Origin of the sequence: Agarivorans albus (assembly GCF_019670105.1) — a bacterium.
Taxonomy (GTDB): domain Bacteria; phylum Pseudomonadota; class Gammaproteobacteria; order Enterobacterales; family Celerinatantimonadaceae; genus Agarivorans; species Agarivorans albus.
Genome location: NZ_AP023032.1, coordinates 391,897 through 413,028, shown reverse-complemented (window position 1 = coordinate 413,028; position 21,132 = coordinate 391,897). Strand labels below are relative to the sequence as shown.

Genomic DNA, 21,132 nt, shown 5'->3' with positions numbered 1-21,132 from the left:
AACAATCGACCGTTAAAACAACTACTTTAGGGCACTATTTCAGCAAAAAATCCTCACCCTTTAGTGAAAAAGACAGAAAAAAACAACGCTAAGCAATTAAAAATATTAGTTATTTGAACTAGTTCTCAACTATGTTATAAAAATGTAGCTAGGCTAGTATGTTAGGAATAACTAAAATGCGGAATATCTATAAGCTTCAATCCGCGACTCGTAATAGGAACGCGATGAAATGGAAAACACGGAACTAGAGCAGCTCGACCGTCGTCGCTCAATGCGACTGGATTTAGAGAATGAGCCAGTGCAACTAACGTGGAAAGACGGCGAAGGCGAAGATCAAAGCATTGAAGCAACCTGCATAGATATCTCTCGACGTGGCATGTTGGTAAAACATAGCAACGATCTGCAAATAGGAACCAAGCTAAAAATACAATTTTCTGCGGGGCATAGTGATACCTCAGAAATGAAAGCCAAGGTTGCACGCTGTCACCGTAAAAATTTCTCCAGCTATCATATGTTTTTGTTATTACTATAGAAAAACCACCTGCACGAGCAAAACTGGCGAACTGTCTTATACTTATTATTACTTGTAGCAATCTTAACGAGATAAAAAACAACAAGTAGCGATAACAAGGAGCAGCCATGCTAATACTAGTAGGTGGAGAAAAAGGCGGCAGTGGCAAAAGCTGCCTCGCACAAAACATTGCTGTACACCTTAAAACCAGCCTAAATGCCAACATCTTGATGGTGGACTGCGACCCACAGCGCACTACTTCTGATTGGATTCAAGCCCGTAATGAAGATGAATCGCTACCAGGTATCAACTGCATTCAACTTTACGGCAAGATCCGCAAAGACCTATTAAGCCTAGAAGGTGGCTACGACTTTGTAATTGTTGATTGCGGCGGCCAAGATAACCTCGCAATGCGCGCCGCTATGTCGGTCGCAAAATACGTACTTATTCCATTGCGTCCAAAACGCCGTGATTTAAAAACCCTACCGCACATGGAAGACATGCTTAGCACCTGTAAAATGGTTAACCCAAAAATGGTGGCCAGTTTTGTTATTACCCAGTGCCCTGCCTTACCTAGCCAAGTACAACGGATACTTGATGCAAAAGACGTTTGCCGCTCCTTTGGTCTACACGTACTAGACTCTGTCACCTTCTCTCGCAACATTTATGACGATAGCGAAGAAAGTGGCCGCTCGGTGATTGAAATAGAGCAGGATGGTAAAGCCGCGGCGGAAATAGCCGCCATTGTTGATGAGTTATTTGCGATCCAACAAGAAGACTCTCATGAGTTTAACTGATCTTAAAAAGCGCTCTAAACAAACTGTTAAGCGCAACAAAGTAAGTGTTGATCAATTTATTGAAGACGCCGATAACTATGCACAGGGTAAACCTAGCACCGTAAATAAACTGACAAGCGAGGCTAAACCTACAACAAATTTCCGCCACTGTACTTTTACCTTCGATGCATCGGCAATTAGCCACTTACAACAAGCTTCCCAGCAACATAAAGTGGCTAAATCTAAACTACTTAGGCTGCTACTAAAGCAATTCGACTCACTCAGCCCTCAGCAGCAACAAGCCCTGTTAGAGGAGAACCAAGAGCGCTAAAACCGCGCTGTTTTTTAAGTTACACCTTGAAAACTCTGCGACTCCCCCCCATTTCACAGTTATAGCCAAGCTAACGCTGCAAGTTAGCTCAACAAACTGAGGAAATAACGTGACTACTATCGTCTCCGTACGCCGCAACGGCAAAGTGATCATTGCTGGCGATGGCCAAGTCTCCCTTGGCAACACCGTAATGAAAGGCAACGCCAAAAAAGTGCGCCGCCTATACCACGGAAAAGTACTCGCAGGGTTTGCAGGTGGTACTGCAGATGCTTTCACCCTATTTGAGCGTTTTGAAGCTAAGCTAGAAATGCACCAAGGCCACTTAACTAAAGCAGCAGTAGAGCTTGCCAAAGACTGGCGAACCGACCGAATGCTGCGCAAGCTAGAAGCGTTGCTTGCAGTAGCCGACAGCGAAGCGTCGCTAATTATCACCGGCAACGGTGACGTAGTGCAGCCAGAACACGACCTGATTGCTATTGGCTCTGGCGGGCCATTTGCCCAGTCTGCTGCATTAGCATTACTTGAAAATACCGAGCTAGGCGCACGCGAAATTGCTGAGAAAAGCCTTACCATCGCTGGAAACATCTGTGTGTTTACCAACCTAAACCACACTATTGAAGAATTAGACGCCAAAGCCTAAAGCTTTGCAGGAAGAAATTATGTCGGAAATGACCCCAAGAGAAATTGTCTCAGAATTAGACAACCACATTATTGGCCAAAGTGACGCTAAGCGTGCGGTAGCGATTGCTCTGCGTAACCGCTGGCGTCGTATGCAACTTGATAACGAGTTGCGCCAAGAAGTGACCCCAAAAAACATCTTAATGATTGGCCCAACGGGTGTAGGTAAAACCGAGATTGCTCGTCGTTTAGCCAAACTAGCCAACGCGCCGTTTATTAAGGTAGAAGCGACCAAGTTCACCGAAGTGGGCTACGTGGGTAAAGAAGTTGAGACCATCATTCGTGATTTAGCTGATGTTGCGTTTAAAATTACCCGCGAACAAGAAACCGAAAAATTCCGTTTTCGCGCCGAAGACCAAGCCGAAGACCGCATACTAGATGCCTTACTTCCGCCCGCTAAAGACACTTTTGGTCACGAAGAAGACACCAAAGAAAACTCGACTCGCCAAACATTTCGTAAAAAACTACGTGAAGGCCAGCTCGATGATAAAGAAATCGAAATCGATGTGGCTCAACCACAAGTTGGTGTAGAGATCATGGCGCCTCCTGGTATGGAAGAAATGACCAACCAGCTGCAAGGCATGTTCCAAAACCTTTCGGGCAACAAAGACAGCAAGAAGCGCAAACTCAAAATTAAAGAAGCCTTTAAGCTGTTGGTTGAAGAAGAAGCAGCCAAAATGGTTAACCCAGAAGAGCTTAAAGAAAAAGCCCTGCATGCGGTAGAAAACAACGGCATCGTGTTTCTAGATGAAATTGATAAAATTTGTAAACGCGCCGATACCTCAGGCCCAGATGTAAGCCGCGAAGGTGTGCAGCGAGACCTATTACCTTTGGTAGAAGGTTCAACGGTAAGTACCAAACACGGCATGGTGAAAACCGACCACATTTTGTTTATTGCCTCTGGTGCTTTCCAAGTGGCTAAACCTTCAGATCTAATCCCTGAACTGCAAGGCCGTTTGCCGATTCGCGTAAACCTTAGCGCTTTAAGTGCCGAAGATTTTGTCCGTATTCTTACTGAGCCAAATGCCTCTTTAACCGAGCAATACAAAGCCTTAATGGCCACCGAAGGTTTAGACATCGAGTTTACCGAAGACGGCATTCGTCGCATCGCTAATGCGGCATGGCAAGTAAACGAGCGTACCGAAAATATTGGTGCTCGCCGCTTGCACACGGTAATGGAAAAGCTGATGGAAGAGCTAAGCTTTGTTGCCTCAGACAATGCAGGACAAACCATCGTAATTGATGCCGATTACGTGACTAAGTACCTAGACGACTTAGTAGCAGATGAAGATTTAAGTCGCTTTATTTTGTAAGCATCGCGTTAAGTCTTTTATCAAGCCGCCAGATTGGCGGCTTTTTTGCACCTGCCATTTACTTCAACGCTCATTAAGTCCTAAGTAAAAGACTTGATATTTCTTAATTGAAAACGGCAACTTAGGGTTTATACTGGTAGCGATTATTCGGGCCAATTTAGGATCCAGACCATGGAATATAATACCTCTGAACTTTGTGACCTTTATGCAGATACGGTTGACGTTGTTGAACCGATGTTTGCCAGCTATGGTGGCAGAAACGCTTTTGGGGGCGAAATTACCACCATTAAGTGCTTTGAAAATGCCGGCTTAATTGCTCAGGTAGTTCAAGAGTCTGGAACTGGCCGAGTATTGTTGATTGATGGCGGTGGTTCGCTACGTCGCGCCTTGGTAGATGAAAGCATCGCCGAAACGGCCGCCGACAATGAATGGGACGGTATTATTGTTTACGGTTGCGTTCGTGATGTAGATGCACTGGAAGACTTAGACATAGGCATTCAAGCCCTAGCCTCTATTCCGGTAGGCGCTGATGCAGAAGATGAAACCGGCGATGTGAACATTCCGGTTAACTTTGGTGGTGTGACCTTCCTTCCAGAAGATCACATTTATGCAGATACCACCGGGGTAATTTTATCGCCAGAGCCGCTAGATATAGAATAAGCTCTCAAGTAACTAATTATTCGGCGTGAACGTCTTCAATACGGCCTAGTAAGGCTTTAAGGCGTTCTTGCCAAGCTTGTTGCTCCTGCACTAAACGGCCATTCTCGTCGTTTAACTTGCTGTTTTGCTCTTTAAGCTCGTCAATTTCCATACGTAATAGTTCGATGCTATCAACTGCAACCTGCACTTTTGCTTCTAATTTTTCTAATACATCAAAAGACATTAATATTTCTCCCGTTAATTCCGTCTCAAAGCCAACTCAGCTTATTTTTGTTGAGTCAGTCATCATGGATATATGAACGCTAGTTAGTGTTCACCTACTGATGGTGACTGCTTTTAAAGCAGCATACTCTTGTCATCTATAGCCAACAAGGGTAGAAATGTATTTCCCTAACTAGTTGTTGAATAAATAATCATGAATTTACAAAAAGGCCGTTATCGTCACTACAAAGGCCCAGAATACCAAGTTATTGATACTGCAATACACTCAGAAACAGAAGAAGTATTGGTGCTTTACAAGCCTTTATATGGTGAAGGGAAACTATGGGTGAGACCCTACGATATGTTTTTTGAAAACGTGGAGTTTGAAGGTAAGCCAGTGCCTCGATTTTCATTAATCGAAGCACAAGAGTAGCCAGGTTAAATATTTTGCCCCATATCAATGGCTGGCATGTCGCAGCTAGGCGTGCCAACCACTTTTGCCGGTACGCCAGCAACTGTAGTATGAGCCGGAACCGACTCTAATACTACGCTACCCGCACCTACTTTAGCACCGCGCCCAACTTCGATGTTACCAAGGATTTTAGCCCCAGCTCCAATCAATACACCGCGACGAATTTTTGGGTGGCGGTCACCACGATCTTTACCGGTACCACCTAAAGTTACCGACTGCAAAATTGAAACTTCGTCTTCAATAACCGCAGTTTCACCCACTACAATACCGGTGGCATGATCGAGCATGATGCCTTTACCAATGGTTGCAGCAGGGTGAATATCAACCGCAAATACCGCTGAGATTTGATTTTGCATATAACGGGCTAAGGCTAGTCTGCCTTTGTGCCAAAGCCAATTTGCAACTCGATGGCCTTGCAAGGCATGAAAGCCTTTTAAGTAAAGTAACGGGATGGCGTAGTATTTTACTGCCGGATCTCGGTCTTTTACCGCAACAATATCTGCGGCTACGGCTTCTAAAATACCAGGATCGGCCAACAAAGCTTCTTCAATAAACTCTCGCAGTAAAATCGCTTGAACCGTTGAGCTGTCAAGCTTACTAGCAAGCTGAAAACTTAATGCAGAAGACAAGCTGTGATGATTTAGAATGGTGGAGTAAAAGAAACTCGATAGCATTGGCTCGTCTGCCGCCATGCGGGTTGCTTCATCACGGATTTGTAACCATACCGTCTCAGCTAGAGTTTGTTTGATTTGATAATCCTTTACCTTTGCCACTACTTCACCTTACTCAAGATCTAATTTCTTTTCTTGCGGAACCACCGATTGAGGGTCTTGGTGGATCAATACATCAGCTTCCGGCCACTCGGCCATAAAAGCAGCTTCAACCTCATCGGCAATTCTATGCGCCTCATACAGGCTAAGCTTATCATCAAGCTCTAAATGAAGTTGTATAAATTTTGTATGCCCAGATTGGCGAGTACGAATATCATGAGCACCTAATACCCCTTCAATCGCTAAAGCAGAGCTAAGCACTTGTTTTTGAAAGGCCTCTGGAAGCTGCCTATCCAATAGATTTTGTACCGACTCTTTACCAATGCCAAAGGCGCCGTAACAAATATAAATGGCAATAAGCACAGCGAACAAGCCATCAGCCCAATACCAACCATAAAAGCTAAGTACTAAGGCCACCAGCACTGCAATATTCATGTATATGTCCATGGCATAGTGCATCGAATCGGCTTTAATTACTGCGTTATTGGTTTTAGCGATAACGTAGCGCTGGAACATGACTAAGGCAAAGGTGATAACAGTAGAAATTACCATAACCGTAATACCAACAGTGCTGTGCTCAATGGCTTTGGGGTGTAGCAATTCACTCACGCCGCCAAACATCAGCATTAAGGCCGAACCGGTAATAAAGGCCGCTTGCGCAAGACCAGCTAAATGCTCTGCCTTACCATGGCCAAAACTGTGTTCTTTGTCGGGGGGTTGCAGGGCATAGCGCACTGCTAGAAGGTTCACTAACGACATAGCAATGTCCATTAGTGAATCAATTAAGGAAGCAAGAATACTTACCGCGCCAGTATATAAAAATGCGGCGCTTTTAATAACAAGCAAGGTCACCGCTACACAAGTTGCAACCCATGTAGCTAAGGTGACCAAGCGCTGATAACGTTGCTTATCCACTTTACAAATTCTTTGGAAGATTTTGTAAAGTATAACGTTTAGTGCATGTTAAAGTTGAGCTTTTTTATCGCCCTTCTGCATACGCTTTTGCTGTTTTTCCATCTTTTTAGCACTTAACTCTTGGTATTTCTGCTGTTGCTCAGGGGTTAATACTTGATAAATTTCCTGTTGAGCTTGCAGCATATTCATCATGCGAGTTTGATGATTAGCTTGCTGCACATCAATAAACGCTTGAGCGGCACCTTCGTCAAAACTGGCTGCGGTGATAATTTCCATACGCTGTTGATACATCGCTTGACGCTGTTCCGCATTGGCTTGAGGTTTATGCTGCTGCATAATCTCTTTTACTTGGGCCTTTTGCTCATCAGTTAAATCTAACTGCTTCATCATCTTCATGGCTGGATGGCCGCCACGTTGCTTACCTTCACCATTAGATTTAGCAGCAAAGGCTACAGGAGCAACAACAAGTGCGCCAACAAGGGTAGTAACTAGTAACTTTTTCATTTTCTTTCCTCGGGTCTATTCGGTCATTTGTAGTCTACAAAAGCCAATGCAAACTAACCGCAGCAAAGTGTAAAGCTATGTAAAAGGCGAACATTAAGCACGGCAAAGCGCTGTGAGTTTTGTACAATTTGCTTATTAATGTTGAATAGAGAATCGCCCAGTGGATTTACTACTTATAGATGACGACAAAGAACTGACCGAGTTACTCGGCGAACTCTTAGAACTAGAGGGATTTAGTTGTGAGGTATGCAACGACGGCTTGAGCGGCCTAGCCAAGCTAGCAGAAAAGCGTTACGACTTAGTTCTGCTCGATGTAATGATGCCGGGTAAAAACGGCTTCGAAGTATTAAAAGAATTACGTAAAGACAACCAACAACCGGTATTAATGCTTACTGCCAAAGGTGATGAGATAGACCGAGTACTGGGTTTAGAGTTAGGCGCCGACGACTACTTAGCCAAGCCCTTCAGCGAGCGAGAATTGCTAGCGCGCATAAGAGCCATTTTACGACGCACTCAAAACAGTCCGCCAGCCGACCCTAAACAAGACCTTATTTGCCACCAAGATCTGACCCTCTCGGTTGCTAAACAGCAAGTACACTGTGATGAGCAAGAGTTAGAGCTCACCAGTACCGAGCTGTTATTGCTACAACACTTGCTGGAGCAGCCAGGCAAGCTATTAGAAAAAGATAGCCTGAATCAAAAAGTATTGGGTAAACGCCTACAAGCGTTTGATCGCAGCTTGGATATGCACATTAGTAATTTACGTAAAAAGATCCCTGCTCGCAAAGACCAACTGCCGCGTATCAAAACGGTGAGAGGCAAAGGTTACATGTGGTTAGAGTGGTAATAATGAAGCGCTTAATCAACAATCTGTTTGTAAAAATCTTCATCTCATTTTGGATGATTTTGCTGGTTACGGCTTTTGTGTCGATTAACCTGTCCAGAATGCTTAGCGAAGACAACTTCAAAGCGCCTAAATGGGCGGTAAAAAACTTACATGAATTTGCCCTACGTATAGAGCGTAACCCTGAACGCATGTTAAGCCCGCGTTTAGAGCCTCACCTTAAATCACGTTTTGGTAAGCCCTTTATCGTTAATAGCGAAGGCGAAGTGGTAAACCGTGAAAACATCAGCCGGGGCATGAGACGCTTTTTAGTTAACCACGACAATATTGAAGACCCTCGAATCATGCTCGATAAAAAGCATATTTTGATTGGTCCGCAAGCGCTTACCATCGATAACCAGCGTTACCTACTCTATGTAGAGCGCCGAAGTAACCCAGAACAGCTGCACGCTATCCGTAACTTTGGTGTATCGCCGTGGTTTTTGTCGCTAGTAGCCGTAGGTTTGAGTTTAGCGCTTTGTTTCTTACTTACTCGCCACATCGTAAGGCCACTTAAAAAACTGCAATCTGCCGCGAATAAGGTGTCACTGGGATATCTAGATACACCATTACCGGAGATCAATCGTGGTGATGAAATTGGTCAACTATCTGATAGCTTGCAGAGAATGGTAGACACCCTTAATCAAGCCATTAGCAACCAACAACGCCTGCTTAGTGATATTTCTCACGAGCTGCGCTCGCCACTTACTCGCTTAAACATGGCACTCGCGCTACATAAAAAGCGCCAGCAAGTAACTCCCGAAGTGGAGCGAATAGAGCGAGAATCGCAACGCCTAGCCGAAATGATTGACGCCTTGCTATCTTTATCGCGCATGCAAGTTAACGCCAAACAACAAAAAATGACCTTGCAGGAACTCATTGAAGACTTAGTTAGCGATTGTGAGTTTGAAGCAGAACAGTTAAACAAACAGTTTAGTGCCAACTACCCGCAGCAACTGAGTGTGATTTGTTACCCAGAGCTACTCGCATCGGCACTTGAGAACGTTTGTCGCAACGCTCTTAAATACGCAGACCGTAAGGTTAAACTAAGCGCGAGTGTGCAAGACAACCTGCTCACCTTGATTGTGCGAGATGACGGCCCAGGCCTTCCTGATGACGAATTAAACAGCATTTTCCGACCATTTTATCGTAGCGGTGAAGCACGAGACCGTGACAGTGGCGGGGTGGGTTTAGGCTTGGCGATTGCCGAATCGGCGATTCGCCAACACGGCGGCAGCATTAGCGCCAGCAATCATTCGCGTAAAGGGCTAGAAGTTAGCCTACGCTTGCCACTACAATAGCGCTTTTCGCAGCCACTTGGATTAATCATGATTAACATTGTGCTATATCAACCAGAAATACCGCAAAACACCGGCGCAATTATCCGTTTAGCGGCGAACAGCGGTTGTAACTTACATCTTATCGAGCCTTTAGGTTTCGCCTGGGATGATAAAAAAGTTAAACGTGCCGGCTTGGACTACCACGAGTTTGCCGAGGTAAAACGCCACCCCGACTACCAAGCCTTCTTAAGCAGCGAGCAGCCTAAGCGCTTGCTTGCTTGTACCACCAAAGGCAGCGGTTTTCATAGTGACTTTGCTTTTGAAGCGGGTGATTATCTAATGTTTGGCCCTGAAACACGCGGCCTACCTGATGAAGTGCTAAATGAGATAGATGGTCAATTTAGGCTGCGCATTCCAATGTTGGCCGATAGCCGCAGCATGAACTTATCTAATGCAGTATCGGTATTTGTTTACGAAGCTTGGCGTCAACTAGGTTATGTAGACGGTGTGTAACTAAGCTACTACTAAAGGTGTTCAGGCCGTGCAAATACGTGATTACCAACATAGCGATCTGAACTCCATTATTAACATTTACAATCTTTCTAAACTCGACGAGTTACGCTTTGAGCAAAATACATTTAGTCTTCTACCATTAACTCAAGATCAGCAACGTTTCGCCTCTCTTAAACAATCAACTATTTTTGTCTATCAAACCGATAAGGTAGTGGCTTATGGCGCGCACCAAGGCTCGGTGATAAGCGCTTTGTTTGTCCACCCCGACGCACGAGGTAAAGGGTTTGGCAAACAGCTGCTAGAGCACCTATTAAACAATATCAACGACACTACCTGCTTATATGTTGCCAAAAGCAATTGGCCTGCCAAAGCGCTCTACCAAGATTATGGTTTTATTGTCAGCGATACCTTTCAAACCAGCTACAATGGCGTTGCGGTAATAGCCAACGAAATGCTTCGCTCAGTTAAGCCTCATGCTTAAACCAGCGCTGGCTCTTTAGAGCCTGGTAATAAACCCACCCCAAGCTCATTCCTCTAATCGCCATAAAACCACACATCGCCAACCATAGAGCGTGGTTCCCCCAACTTTGAGTAAACCACCAAAGCGGAAAGAACCCGGCGAAACTAGCCAACAACATCGAGTTGCGCATAATGCGCCCCTCAGAAGTAGCAATGAAAACTCCATCTAAGATAAAGCACCATACCGAGACTAACGGCAGCAAAATCATCCAATTAAGGTAGCTAGCCGCAGTGCTGCGGATTTCAGGTATATCGGTAAGCAACGCAACCAGTTGCTCACCCAGTACTCCAAAAACCAAACTAAAGCCAATGCCCGCCACTAAGGCTAACTGCAAACACTGTTTAATCGTTACCACAAACAAAGCGCGGTCATTTTTGCCTTTGGCTTTACCCGCTAAGGCTTCTACGGCGTAAGCTAAACCATCTAAAGCAAAAGAAACAAACATCAAGAAGTTAAGTAATACTGCGTTGGCCGCAACAATGTGGTCACCCAAACGCGAGCCTTGAAAAGTGATGAAAGCAAAACAAGCTTGCAAGGCAAGTGAGCGCAAAAATATGTCTCGGTTTAGCGAGAATAATCCCGCCAAATGCTGGCGATTAAAATCGGCCCAACAAACCTTTAACGACGGTAAGGCATTAAATCGCGTTAAAAACTGCTGGCGGCACAACGCCAAGCCAACTGCCAATGAAAAATAGTCGGCAATCACACTGGCTAAAGCAGCACCCTGCACTTTCCAATCTAGTCCCACCACAAACAGCACATCCAAGGCAATGTTAGTGGTATTGGCTACAATCAGCAGTAACATGGGGGCTCGAGCGTTCTGCATGCCCAATAACCACCCCAACAGCACTAAGTTAAGCAGTGCCGCTGGTGCGCCCCAAATACGGGTAGAGAAATACTGCGCCGCATAAAATTGAACCTGCTCACTACCGCCGGCTAAAGCCAAACCAAGTTGCAATATTGGTTGGCTAAGTAGCAGTAAGGCCAATCCAATAAGCACAGCAATGCAGGCAGAGTTAAAGCCTATTCGCTGTAACGCTAGCTGGTCATTTGCACCAAAAGCTTGCGCACTTAAGCCTGTGGTCGACATGCGCAAAAAACCACATAACCAATACACCAGGCTAATCATCATTGAGCCTAAGGCAACCCCGCCAAGATAATAAGCATGATCTAAATGGCCAATCACAGCGGTGTCCACCAGCCCTAATAAAGGAATAGTGATATTAGATAAAATCATTGGCACGGCAATGGCCGCAATGGCGGAAAAACGCGAAACAGACATGAAAGGGAAACTAAGCAGGCGATAGCGAGAGTGTAAGAGTTAGTTACACTCTCGGCAAGCCTTTAAAGGCTAGGGGCTGTTTATAGCAAAGCAAACAACCAATGGTCTGCCAACAAGGCAACAAACAACAACATCAAATACACTATCGAGAAGGCAAATAGGCGCATGGCGTCACGCTGGTTATCCCCCTTATACAGTCTCCAAGCTAAGTGCATAAAACGTAGGTTAAGCGCACAACTTAATACGAGATAAAGCACCCCACTCATACCTACTAGAAAGGGTAGCCAAGCAACAGCGAATAGCAGCAGAGAATAAAGAACTATCAACTTTTTGGTAAAGCCAACACCGTGGGTAACCGGCAGCATTGGAATATTAACCTTGGCGTAATCTTCACGGCGAGCAATGGCCAAGGCCCAAAAGTGTGGCGGGGTCCAAGTGAATATCAGCATAACTAGCAATAAGGGTTCAGCCGATATGGCGTTGTTTACTGCCGTCCACCCCAACAATGGGGGCATAGCGCCAGCCAAGCCGCCAATTACAATGTTTTGCGGCGTAGCTCGTTTAAGCCAAAGGGTATAAATCACCGCATACCCCACTAAGCTAGCTGCAGTTAACCAAGCAGTCAGTGGATTGACCCACCAATACAACATGGCAAAGCCCACCACCGATAAAAGTGAGGCCCATAACAAGGCCTGCCAATTGGCTATAGCACCAGTAGGCAAAGGGCGTTTATGAGTGCGTGCCATTGCGGCATCTGCTTCGCTATCAATGTAGTGATTAAAGGCGGCAGCGCCCGCAGCCATTAAACCTATGCCTAAGTTACCTACTAGCAGAGCTTGCCAAGGCGGCAAACCAGAAGTTGCCAAGCATGCTCCTACCACCGCAGTGAGCACAATAAGGGCTACCACTTTGGGTTTAGTAAGTTTGTATAAGGCGCGCCAATTAATGCCTTTGTTGAGTGAACTTGGCGGGTTAAGCGTGTTCAACTTCGCCATAATGCGTCTCCTTTTGCTCAACGAATGTTGCTACGGCCGCACCCTGATAGTGAGCCAAGATTAAACTTATTAGACTTAACAACAGCATGGCAGCCACTAAGTTATGTGCCACAGCTATCGCCAAGGGTACTTGCCAAAGCACATTGGCAACGCCTAAACCGACTTGAGTAAACAATATAAAAATCAGCCTAGAGGCGCGCCCTCGTTCCATATCACTATGCCGTCGCTGAATGTAACTTAGCGCCAGTATGAACAAGTAGATGGCTGTTACGCCTGCCCAAATACGATGAGTAACATGAATGGTTTTGCGCTGTTCATGACTAAGCACACCAAATTCGTAATCATTGCCAGTAGCAAGCGGCAGCGGATCAAATGCATCCAGCTTATAAGAGCTTAGCCACTCTTCATGGCAAAGCGGCAAGCCCTGACAAGAAATGGCCGAGTAGTTAGCCGATGTCCAGCCACCTAATGCTATTTGCACAACTAGTACCAACAAACCTAGCCACAACCAACGGCCACTTCGCTGGGGCTTAGCTAAAGGACGTTTTGCAATCATCAACCACGTAAACAATAAAGCCAGCATTGAAAAACCACCCAATAGGTGGCCCATAACCACAATGGGCATTAAACCAAGTGTCACCGTGAGCATGCCTAATATGGCTTGAAAGCCAATAAGCAGCACCGAGGCTAGCGCCCAAAAGCGGTGTTGCTTTTGCCAAAATGCCAACGCAGCTAGTCCCACCACTAGCAAACCTAAGCCACCAGCAAAGTAGCGATGAATCATCTCATTCCAGGCTTTGTGCGCTTCTAGCGGCCGCTCAGGATAAGCACTAGCCGCGTGTTGAACATGCTCTTCACTCTGTGGAACCACTAACTGCCCATAACAGCCAGGCCAATCAGGGCAACCTAAACCGGCATCAGTTAAGCGGGTAAACGCGCCTAAACCAATGACAACAATGGCAAGTAAAATAGCGGCAATTAATCCCTTTTGCATATGCTGTCCTTAAACTCTATTGAAACCGCGAATTTTTAATCAGTCGCTTCAAATCGGTGATTAGCCCTTTGATCTGCTCATCACCTTGAGCTGGTTGGTAGCTCATTATCACCCAACCTGTTGGGTCTATCACTAACCACTGTTGATCGTAATCGGCCAGTTGCTGATTAGCTTGTCCCAACCTCATTTGCTCAAGGCCATCGTTTATTTGATTGAGCTGTTCGCCGGAAATAAGCGCAACTTTTTGAGTTTGCTGTTTGGCGATGCCCAAAGCTAACCAAGCATTATTGAGTTTGCTAAGCTGTTGCAAACAAGCTTGCGAGCAGTCGCCATCAATAACCTGAGCAATCGACCACTTACCTATGGGATAGTTTTCCAGCTGTCTTGGCGGCTCTAACCATTCACCATGACTTAGTGCGCCCGGTTCATACCAACCCATTTTAAGTACCACCCAAGCCAAAATAAGCGGCACTAAAAATACCGAAGCAAGTAACAACATGGTTTTTTGGTGACTTCTCATAAACCTTCCTTGTTTCTATTTTGCACGCAAAAATAAACGGTTAAGCCAACGGCAACTAAGGCCATTAACAACCATTGCAGCGCATAACCTTGGTGTTTTTGCGGCGATATTGACACTAGCTGTTCAGAACTATGCTCAAGTTGGCTATCTAGCACAAAAGGCAATAATTCAAGATTCCAATAATCGGACAAAGCCGCAATATTGATTTGCTGAACCCGCAATCCCTGCGGAAACTCTTCTAACCAGTGCTGCTGATTAAGTACCACTGGCAAGCTTATTTCTCTTAATCGATAGCGCGAAGGTAGCTCTTGAGCACTTATGGCTTCTGGTAGCAAACGCCTATCTGTTCCAGCGGGCTGCCAAGCAAGACGCACTAGTACATTGCCTTGAGGGGTATCTGCTAAGGTATAGGCGTCGTACCCCACTACTCCTTCATTTACTTTATTGTCTAACCACAAAAACTTACCCGAACTTGCAATGTCACTTAGCGTAACTAATTGAAACGGCTGCACACCCGAAGCAAGGGCCTGTTCTAAGCTGGTTTCGAGCTGTGATTGCTGCTGGTATTGATCTAATAACTGCTGTTTTTGTTCACTGCGTTGCCATTGCCACAAGGAAAGCTTGACCATTAGCCCTATCAGCGCAACCATAAGCACAACAAACAGTATCAAGCGGTAAGAAACTGTTTTTTTATCAGCCTTTTGAGAGAGCTTAGTTATGGTCATAAAACTGCTAATTACCGCGTTAATCCTGTTTGTAGTGGTGAACATGCTGTTTGCTTTACGGGTAATGCTAAAGGGCGGAGAAAAACCAATGACCCATTACTTAGGTAAACGCTTAATCTTTAGCGTGTTGGTTATCCTATTGGTTTTACTCGCCATGGCCTTGGGCATCATTCAGCCCAACCCACGCCCTTACTAAAGCACATAGACAAAAATAAACAGACACAACCACACCACATCTACAAAGTGCCAATACCAACTCGATGCCATAAATGCAAAGTGACTCTTACCGGAGAAGTGGCCTTTTAGTACTCGCAAAAACATCACCGTAAGCATAATGGCGCCTAACGTAACGTGTAAGCCGTGAAAACCTGTGAGTAAGAAAAAGGTATTGCCATAAATACCTGAATCAAGGCGCAAGCCTAATTCCTGATATGCATGAATGTATTCTTCAATCTGGAAAAATAAGAAAGCAAAACCTAGCACCAAGGTAATGGCTAACCACGTTTTAAGTGGCCCACGTTTATCTTTTTCTAAACTCACATGAGCAAAGTGCAATGTCACTGACGAAATCACCAGTATTACGGTATTCAACAATGGCAAGCCAAACCAGCCCATCGCTTGGGTTGTTGTACCGCCGGGCGTTTCAACTAGCGGCCACATGGCAGTAAATTCTGGCCATAACACCGCGCCAGTCATTTCATTGTTACCTGCGCCCCCCAACCAAGGCACAGCAATCATTCTGGCGTAGAATAACGCTCCGAAAAATGCACCAAAGAACATTACCTCAGAGAAAATGAACCAACTCATGCCTTGGCGAAAAGAGCGGTCCATTTGGGCACTATATAAGCCATCCATACTCTCCTGGATAACATTGCCAAACCAACCAAACATCATGGTAACAATTACCACAAAGCCACATGACAATATCCAAAGGCCGTAGCTTTGTTCACTGCCCATTTGTTGAACAGAAAAACCAGCGCCCATGGCGATTAGGAATAAACCCACCGCGCCAACAATTGGCCATATACTTTGCGCAGGAACGTAATACTTCTCATAAGGCTGCGTCATTGCTCACCTCTCCATCGGCACTTACTTGTGCAGTTTCAGATTCAATCGGCTCGCCCTCTACGGCAAATAAGGTGTAAGCCAAAGTTAAGGTATTTATATCTTTAGGTAACTCAGGATCTACATAGAAAAACAATGGCATGTCTTGTTGCTGACCCGGAGCTAGGGTTTGCTGCTCAAAACAAAAACAGCTGACTTTTTTTAGATGATTGGCCGCCAAACCAGGGCTAACCGAAGGAACCGCCTGCACCGTGCCACGTTTGGGAGTAAGGTTACTAGCACTAAAATCAACCTGTAGTGTCTCACCTGGATGGACTTTTACTTGGTTAACCTTAGGGCCAAACTTCCAATTAAGCCCTTGCGGTACATAGCTAATAAACTCCACGGTTACGGTGCGCTGTTGGTCGGTAACAGGGCTTATTTCACTGGCTTCTGTAGCTGTTTTGCCGTTAATGCCGGTAACCTGACAAAATACGTCATACAGCGGCACTAAGGCGTAACCAAAGCCGAACATAGCCACTACTACAAGCAGCAGCTTTGTGACTAAACGGCCATGGCCAAGCATATTATTTAATCTCCGGCGGTGTAGAGAAACTGTGGTAAGGCGCTGGCGATGGCAATGCATCCCATTCTAAGCCCTCTGCGCCTTCCCAAGGTTTAGCCGGCGCAGGTTCACCGCTTCGAATACACTTAATCACCATGTACAAGAAGATGAATTGCGACAAACCAAAGGCAAAGCCACCAATACTCACAATGGCGTTAACATCGGCAAACTGCAGCGCATAGTCAGGAATACGCCGTGGCATGCCACCTAAGCCTAAGAAGTGCATAGGGAAGAACAACACATTTACCGAGATAAGCGAACACCAGAAATGTAGCCGGCCCAGGCCTTCGTCGTACATATTACCGGTCCACTTAGGTAGCCAATAATAAGCAGCGGCCATAATCGAGAATACCGCGCCTGTTACTAGTACATAATGGAAGTGTGCCACCACAAAATAGGTATCGTGATATTGGAAATCCACCGGCGTAATCGCCAACATCAATCCCGAGAAACCACCAATGGTGAACAGCACAATAAAGGCCAGTGCGAATAACATCGGCGTTTCAAAGGTCATTGAGCCGCGCCACATGGTGGCTACCCAGTTAAATACCTTCACCCCAGTAGGCACCGAGATCAGCATGGTGCAAAACATGAAGAACAACTCAGCCGCAACCGGCATACCAGTAGTAAACATATGGTGCGCCCACACAATGAAGCTTAAACCAGCAATAGATGCAGTGGCGTAAACCATCGAGGCATAACCAAATAACCTTTTACGAGAGAAGGCTGGAACAATCGCCGAGATAATGCCGAATGACGGCAAAATCATAATGTAAACTTCAGGGTGGCCAAAGAACCAGAATATGTGCTGGAACAATACGGGGTCTCCCCCACCAGCAGCATCAAAAAACGACGTACCAAAATACTTATCTGTAAGCACCATGGTCACTGCACCCGCTAATACCGGCATCACAGCAATCAGCAAAAATGCAGTGATAAACCAAGTCCATACAAACAGCGGTAACTTCATGTAAGTCATGCCGGGTGCACGTAAGTTCATAATGGTAACAATCACATTGATCGCCCCCATAATCGAACTAATCCCCATAATATGCACCGAGAACACAAACAAAGCGGTACTGTCTGGGCTGTAGTTAGTAGAAAGCGGCGCGTAGAAAGTCCAACCAAAGTTAGGGCCACCACCTTCCATAAACAACGAGGCTAACAGCATGGTGAAAGCAAAAGGTAAAATCCAAAAGCTCCAGTTATTCATGCGTGGCAAGGCCATATCTGGCGCCCCAATCATCATCGGAATCAGCCAGTTAGCCAAACCGGTAAAGGCCGGCATTACTGCACCAAACACCATGATTAAGCCGTGCATGGTGGTCATTTGATTGAAAAAGTTAGGTTCTACTAACTGTAAACCTGGTTGGAACAGCTCGGCGCGAATCACCATCGCCATCGCGCCACCGGTAATAAACATGGCAAAACTAAACCACAAATACATTGAACCAATGTCTTTGTGGTTAGTGGTTAATACCCAACGCATTAAACCGCGCGGGGCACCGTGATGGTGCTCATCATGGTCAGCATGAACGTCACTAATCGTGCTCATTATCTCTCTCCCTACTGCGCTGCGTTTTGCACGGCCACAACATCCTTGGCCTGCACTAAATCACCGGTATCATTACCCCAAGCGTTACGCTCGTAAGTAATTACGGCAGCCAGCTCTTTTAAACCTAGCTGTTTACCAAAGGCTTGCATCGCAGTGCCCGGTACACCATTCACAACTACTTCAATATGTTTGCCCACATCACCAATAGCGATTGGACTGTCTTTCAAACCAGGGAACACACCTGGTAAGCCTTCACCGTTAACTTGATGGCAAGCCGCACAGCTTTTGTCGTAGACTTTTTTGCCCAGCGACATCAGTTCGTCTTGCTCCATAGTCATAGCAACCAGCTCTAACTCTTGAGCTTGCTTGGCTTGATAAGCGGCTTCTTCCTCGGCTAACCAAACATCATAATCGGCCTGCGTTTTAGCGATAACCACAATCGGCATAAAGCCGTGGTCTTTACCACATAACTCAGCACACTGGCCGCGGTATATGCCGGGTTTATCAATGATGGTCCAAGCCTCATTAATAAAACCTGGGTTGGCGTCTTTTTTAACTGCAAAATCCGGTACCCACCAGGAGTGGATAACATCTTCCGAAGTCATCAAAAAGCGTACTTTTTTATCGATGGGCAATACCAGCGGACGGTCTACTTCAAGCAAGTAGTTTTTGCGTTTTTCCAGCTTGCCGTTAACTTCATCCATATCAGATGCCAGCACACTGTAGAATTCCAGTTCACGGTCAAAGTATTTGTAATGCCACTTCCACTGGGAACCTGTTACTTGAATCGTGATATCGGCATCGGAAGGATCTTCCATGGCCAGCAGGGTTTTAGTGGCAGGAATCGCCATCCCTATCAATATAATGAAAGGAACGATGGTCCAAATAATTTCTACTTTGGTACTTTCATGAAATTGAGCCGGCTTGGCCCCTTTAGATTTGCGATGATGAAAAATAGCCCAGAACATGGCGCCAAACACCAGCACCCCAATAGCACAACAAATATAAAAAATTGTCATGTGCAGGCCATAAACCTGCTCACTAATGGCGGTAACACCCGGACGTAAGTTGAATGACATTTCTTGCGCAAATACTTGCGACGAAAAGAATGTCAGCATTATTAGCTGAATCCATCGGCCCACAGCGCTCTCCTTTGCTAGTAGCCAACGACAACAACTCTCCAAACTAGGAAAGTAGCTGCAGAAAAAGGGAAATCCCCCACCCCAAAAGTAGTAGACAGCAACAGCTAAATACAAGCTACTGCTTATAAATTAACCCCTAAGTTAAAGAAATGTAAATATATTGTTGAGATTTTTATGGATAAACACAAAAGATGTGATGCTAACGACAAAAGCCCAAATCGGGCTGATTTGGGCTTAAAAAGGGCGGAACTTATTGCTATATAGGGCTTACATCCAATCGGCAGTGCGAATAATACCTACCGCCAAGCCTTCGATTTCGATGCTTTGATATTCTAAATCAACTTCAATAGTTGAGAGCTCTTCATTCTCTGGGTGCAAGTAAACCATTTTACCGTCGCGCTCAAAACGCTTAACTGTAACATCGTCTTCTAAACGTGCCACCACTACTTGTCCATTATGAACATCATTGGTTTTGTGCACTGCTAACAAGTCACCATCCATAATGCCGATGTCTTTCATACTCATTCCCTGCACCCGCAGTAAATAATCAGCATGAGGATTAAACAAGTTAGCATCTACCGCATAGTGCGATTCTACATGCTCCTGCGCCAAAATAGGCTCGCCGGCAGCCACTTGGCCAATTAAAGGTAAACCGGGTTCTAAGTCTTCGGCTACTGGCTCATTAGCGCTGGCTGGCAAATACTCTTCACTAATGCGAATACCACGCGAAGCACCAGGGATCATCTCAATAGCCCCTTTCTTAGCAAGTGCTCTTAGGTGCTCTTCTGCCGCATTAGCGGAACGAAAGCCTAATTCTTTAGCGATCTCTGCACGGGTTGGCGGCATACCCGTTTCGGAAATATGACGACGAATTAATTCAAATACTTCTGTTTGACGGGGTGTTAAGGGCTTCATAGTCTACCTGTAAGTTTATACAGCACACTGTTAGTATATACAGCATGAGCAATGAAGCAAGGATTTATCTAAATCAGTGACTTATTGTAGGTTTCAGTTTCTTTGGAATTCTTTTCGCTACTTTAAAACTACACCCCATATTTAGGGACGTACTTCACAAATAGATAGAAGTTAGGGTAAAAGAAGGATACAAAGAGTCTAACTCACTTTTGGACAAAAGCGTGTTTGGGTGATGACTTATTCAATGGTGTTTCGGATTAGCGAAAGTATGGAACAGTTGGTGTTAACGCCTTGTTATGAATCTCGTACAGCTAGCTTTGAACGTTTCATGTACTTTGTCAGAGTGTTCAATGTATCGTGTATTTCAGCAACACAATAATTGTATTTTAGAACTTCAAGTGTTCCAGCTTCAGGAGCTGGAAGTAAGGAACGACCACCATCAACAGCGACTAAGATCAACCTATCGATAAAAGAGCCGTCATAATACAAATCACACCAATAACCTCGAGCTTTAGTATCTGCATGACAATTCGCCCAAGGCTCAACAAAATTGCTATTTTGTAAACCATCTTCGAGATAGTTCATTCTAAACCTAAGGCGTGGGTCTTCAGTTAGGAAATATTCACTTGACCAATCCGTAGATATTCCTTTCCAGTCAACTTTCGCATCTGTTGTAGTTATAAAATCAAGTACCTCTTCAAAAGTCATGTCACGTACAGCTTTTCTGTCTGGTACAAAGTATTGAGCAACCGAAGGACTAGCGAGGAATAGCGATGATAAAAGACCAAGTAGGAACGCTACTGGCTCAATCTCTTTACCCGCAATCCAAAAATACCCCAGCTAATAATGCGAAACCAAAAAACACGCCTCCCAAAACCCTGAGTGGATGCGTGTACCTCTTTATCCAAAGATAAATTGAAACAATTACTTTATCCATTTCCACCTGATTCATAACGCCCAAATAACGGGCTTAAAAAGTTTGGCTATTAAAGCGAGCCACGAGCTGAG

General features: G+C 45.2%; 27 protein-coding genes. 12 read left to right on the top strand and 15 right to left on the bottom strand.

Features of this window, described 5'->3' with window-relative positions; all coding sequences use genetic code 11:
* Positions 1 to 229 precede the first annotated feature (229 nt).
* The 6 genes from K5620_RS01945 (at position 230) to rraA (ending at position 4,269) form a co-directional block, all read left to right on the top strand.
* Positions 230 to 532: a PilZ domain-containing protein gene (locus K5620_RS01945; protein WP_016399707.1), complete on the top strand. Its 303-nt coding sequence runs from the start codon at positions 230 to 232 to the stop codon at positions 530 to 532.
* A 107-nt stretch (positions 533 to 639) separates the two neighbouring features.
* Positions 640 to 1,308: an AAA family ATPase gene (locus tag K5620_RS01940; protein WP_016399708.1), complete on the top strand. Its 669-nt coding sequence runs from the start codon at positions 640 to 642 to the stop codon at positions 1,306 to 1,308.
* Positions 1,295 to 1,618 (top strand): hypothetical protein, encoded by a 324-nt coding sequence (locus K5620_RS01935; RefSeq protein ID WP_016399709.1) that lies wholly within the window; start codon positions 1,295 to 1,297, stop codon positions 1,616 to 1,618. Before K5620_RS01940 ends, K5620_RS01935 begins: the two co-directional genes overlap by 14 nt.
* A gap of 109 nt (positions 1,619 to 1,727) precedes the next feature.
* The gene (gene hslV / locus K5620_RS01930) at positions 1,728 to 2,258 is read left to right on the top strand and encodes an ATP-dependent protease subunit HslV (RefSeq protein ID WP_016399711.1); all 531 of its coding nucleotides are present in this window, start codon (positions 1,728 to 1,730) and stop codon (positions 2,256 to 2,258) included.
* Positions 2,259 to 2,277: 19 nt separating this feature from the next.
* Positions 2,278 to 3,609, top strand: coding sequence for an ATP-dependent protease ATPase subunit HslU (gene hslU / locus K5620_RS01925; protein WP_016399712.1), 1,332 nt, complete (start codon positions 2,278 to 2,280; stop codon positions 3,607 to 3,609).
* Positions 3,610 to 3,780: 171 nt separating this feature from the next.
* Complete coding sequence (gene rraA, locus K5620_RS01920) at positions 3,781 to 4,269, top strand: ribonuclease E activity regulator RraA (RefSeq protein ID WP_016399713.1); 489 nt, start codon at positions 3,781 to 3,783, stop codon at positions 4,267 to 4,269.
* 16 nt (positions 4,270 to 4,285) lie between these two features.
* On the opposite strand, the gene K5620_RS01915 is transcribed toward rraA, so the two are convergent.
* Positions 4,286 to 4,492 carry a cell division protein ZapB gene (locus K5620_RS01915; protein ID WP_016399714.1) on the bottom strand — a complete coding sequence of 69 codons (207 nt, stop codon included), beginning with the start codon at positions 4,490 to 4,492 and terminating at the stop codon, positions 4,286 to 4,288.
* Between the two features lie 192 nt (positions 4,493 to 4,684).
* Between K5620_RS01915 and K5620_RS01910 the strand changes: the two genes are divergently transcribed.
* Positions 4,685 to 4,903: a DUF1653 domain-containing protein gene (locus K5620_RS01910; protein ID WP_016399715.1), complete on the top strand. Its 219-nt coding sequence runs from the start codon at positions 4,685 to 4,687 to the stop codon at positions 4,901 to 4,903.
* Between the two features lie 5 nt (positions 4,904 to 4,908).
* On the opposite strand, the gene cysE is transcribed toward K5620_RS01910, so the two are convergent.
* The 3 genes from cysE to K5620_RS01895 are packed head-to-tail and all read right to left on the bottom strand — an operon-like array spanning position 4,909 to position 7,131.
* Positions 4,909 to 5,715: a serine O-acetyltransferase gene (cysE, locus tag K5620_RS01905; protein ID WP_016399716.1), complete on the bottom strand. Its 807-nt coding sequence runs from the start codon at positions 5,713 to 5,715 to the stop codon at positions 4,909 to 4,911.
* Between the two features lie 9 nt (positions 5,716 to 5,724).
* The gene (locus K5620_RS01900; RefSeq protein WP_016399717.1) at positions 5,725 to 6,627 is read right to left on the bottom strand and encodes a cation diffusion facilitator family transporter; all 903 of its coding nucleotides are present in this window, start codon (positions 6,625 to 6,627) and stop codon (positions 5,725 to 5,727) included.
* Between the two features lie 48 nt (positions 6,628 to 6,675).
* Positions 6,676 to 7,131 carry a Spy/CpxP family protein refolding chaperone gene (locus K5620_RS01895; protein WP_016399718.1) on the bottom strand — a complete coding sequence of 152 codons (456 nt, stop codon included), beginning with the start codon at positions 7,129 to 7,131 and terminating at the stop codon, positions 6,676 to 6,678.
* A 160-nt stretch (positions 7,132 to 7,291) separates the two neighbouring features.
* On the opposite strand from K5620_RS01895, the gene K5620_RS01890 reads away from it, so the two are divergent.
* From K5620_RS01890 to K5620_RS01875, 4 genes are read left to right on the top strand one after another with little or no spacing between them, the layout of a single operon-like run.
* Complete coding sequence (locus K5620_RS01890) at positions 7,292 to 7,978, top strand: response regulator (RefSeq protein ID WP_016399719.1); 687 nt, start codon at positions 7,292 to 7,294, stop codon at positions 7,976 to 7,978.
* A 2-nt stretch (positions 7,979 to 7,980) separates the two neighbouring features.
* A complete protein-coding gene (locus tag K5620_RS01885) occupies positions 7,981 to 9,315 on the top strand; it encodes an ATP-binding protein (protein ID WP_016399720.1) in 1,335 nt (444 codons plus the stop codon).
* A 27-nt stretch (positions 9,316 to 9,342) separates the two neighbouring features.
* On the top strand, positions 9,343 to 9,807 hold the full coding sequence (trmL, locus tag K5620_RS01880; RefSeq protein WP_016399721.1) for a tRNA (uridine(34)/cytosine(34)/5-carboxymethylaminomethyluridine(34)-2'-O)-methyltransferase TrmL: 465 nt from the start codon (positions 9,343 to 9,345) through the stop codon (positions 9,805 to 9,807).
* A 28-nt stretch (positions 9,808 to 9,835) separates the two neighbouring features.
* Entirely contained in the window at positions 9,836 to 10,288 is a 453-nt protein-coding gene (locus tag K5620_RS01875) for a GNAT family N-acetyltransferase (RefSeq protein WP_016399722.1), read from the top strand.
* Here K5620_RS01875 and dinF read toward each other — a convergent pair.
* The 5 genes from dinF to K5620_RS01850 form a co-directional block, all read right to left on the bottom strand.
* Positions 10,272 to 11,609 (bottom strand): MATE family efflux transporter DinF, encoded by a 1,338-nt coding sequence (gene dinF, locus K5620_RS01870; protein ID WP_016399723.1) that lies wholly within the window; start codon positions 11,607 to 11,609, stop codon positions 10,272 to 10,274. The genes K5620_RS01875 and dinF overlap by 17 nt on opposite strands.
* A gap of 80 nt (positions 11,610 to 11,689) precedes the next feature.
* A complete protein-coding gene (cyoE, locus tag K5620_RS01865; RefSeq protein ID WP_016399724.1) occupies positions 11,690 to 12,604 on the bottom strand; it encodes a heme o synthase in 915 nt (304 codons plus the stop codon).
* Positions 12,582 to 13,598 carry a COX15/CtaA family protein gene (locus tag K5620_RS01860; protein WP_016399725.1) on the bottom strand — a complete coding sequence of 339 codons (1,017 nt, stop codon included), beginning with the start codon at positions 13,596 to 13,598 and terminating at the stop codon, positions 12,582 to 12,584. Before K5620_RS01860 ends, cyoE begins: the two co-directional genes overlap by 23 nt.
* Before the next feature lie 16 nt (positions 13,599 to 13,614).
* A complete protein-coding gene (locus tag K5620_RS01855) occupies positions 13,615 to 14,118 on the bottom strand; it encodes a hypothetical protein (RefSeq protein ID WP_016399726.1) in 504 nt (167 codons plus the stop codon).
* Complete coding sequence (locus tag K5620_RS01850) at positions 14,115 to 14,843, bottom strand: SURF1 family protein (protein WP_016399727.1); 729 nt, start codon at positions 14,841 to 14,843, stop codon at positions 14,115 to 14,117. The genes K5620_RS01855 and K5620_RS01850 overlap by 4 nt, the downstream gene beginning before the upstream one ends.
* On the opposite strand from K5620_RS01850, the gene K5620_RS01845 reads away from it, so the two are divergent.
* On the top strand, positions 14,836 to 15,039 hold the full coding sequence (locus K5620_RS01845) for a DUF2909 family protein (RefSeq protein WP_016399728.1): 204 nt from the start codon (positions 14,836 to 14,838) through the stop codon (positions 15,037 to 15,039). The genes K5620_RS01850 and K5620_RS01845 overlap by 8 nt on opposite strands.
* On the opposite strand, the gene K5620_RS01840 is transcribed toward K5620_RS01845, so the two are convergent.
* From K5620_RS01840 to K5620_RS01815, 6 genes are all read right to left on the bottom strand, one after another.
* Positions 15,036 to 15,911: a cytochrome c oxidase subunit 3 gene (locus K5620_RS01840; RefSeq protein ID WP_016399729.1), complete on the bottom strand. Its 876-nt coding sequence runs from the start codon at positions 15,909 to 15,911 to the stop codon at positions 15,036 to 15,038. The genes K5620_RS01845 and K5620_RS01840 overlap by 4 nt on opposite strands.
* Positions 15,895 to 16,473 carry a cytochrome c oxidase assembly protein gene (locus K5620_RS01835; protein WP_016399730.1) on the bottom strand — a complete coding sequence of 193 codons (579 nt, stop codon included), beginning with the start codon at positions 16,471 to 16,473 and terminating at the stop codon, positions 15,895 to 15,897. The genes K5620_RS01840 and K5620_RS01835 overlap by 17 nt, the downstream gene beginning before the upstream one ends.
* 1 nt (position 16,474) lies before the next feature.
* Positions 16,475 to 18,067 carry a cytochrome c oxidase subunit I gene (gene ctaD, locus K5620_RS01830; protein WP_016399731.1) on the bottom strand — a complete coding sequence of 531 codons (1,593 nt, stop codon included), beginning with the start codon at positions 18,065 to 18,067 and terminating at the stop codon, positions 16,475 to 16,477.
* Between the two features lie 11 nt (positions 18,068 to 18,078).
* Positions 18,079 to 19,185 (bottom strand): cytochrome c oxidase subunit II, encoded by a 1,107-nt coding sequence (gene coxB / locus K5620_RS01825; RefSeq protein ID WP_040306634.1) that lies wholly within the window; start codon positions 19,183 to 19,185, stop codon positions 18,079 to 18,081.
* A 291-nt stretch (positions 19,186 to 19,476) separates the two neighbouring features.
* The gene (gene lexA / locus K5620_RS01820; RefSeq protein WP_016399734.1) at positions 19,477 to 20,124 is read right to left on the bottom strand and encodes a transcriptional repressor LexA; all 648 of its coding nucleotides are present in this window, start codon (positions 20,122 to 20,124) and stop codon (positions 19,477 to 19,479) included.
* Positions 20,125 to 20,418: 294 nt separating this feature from the next.
* Positions 20,419 to 20,832, bottom strand: coding sequence for a hypothetical protein (locus K5620_RS01815; RefSeq protein WP_215426308.1), 414 nt, complete (start codon positions 20,830 to 20,832; stop codon positions 20,419 to 20,421).
* Between the last annotated feature and the right edge of the window lie 300 nt (positions 20,833 to 21,132).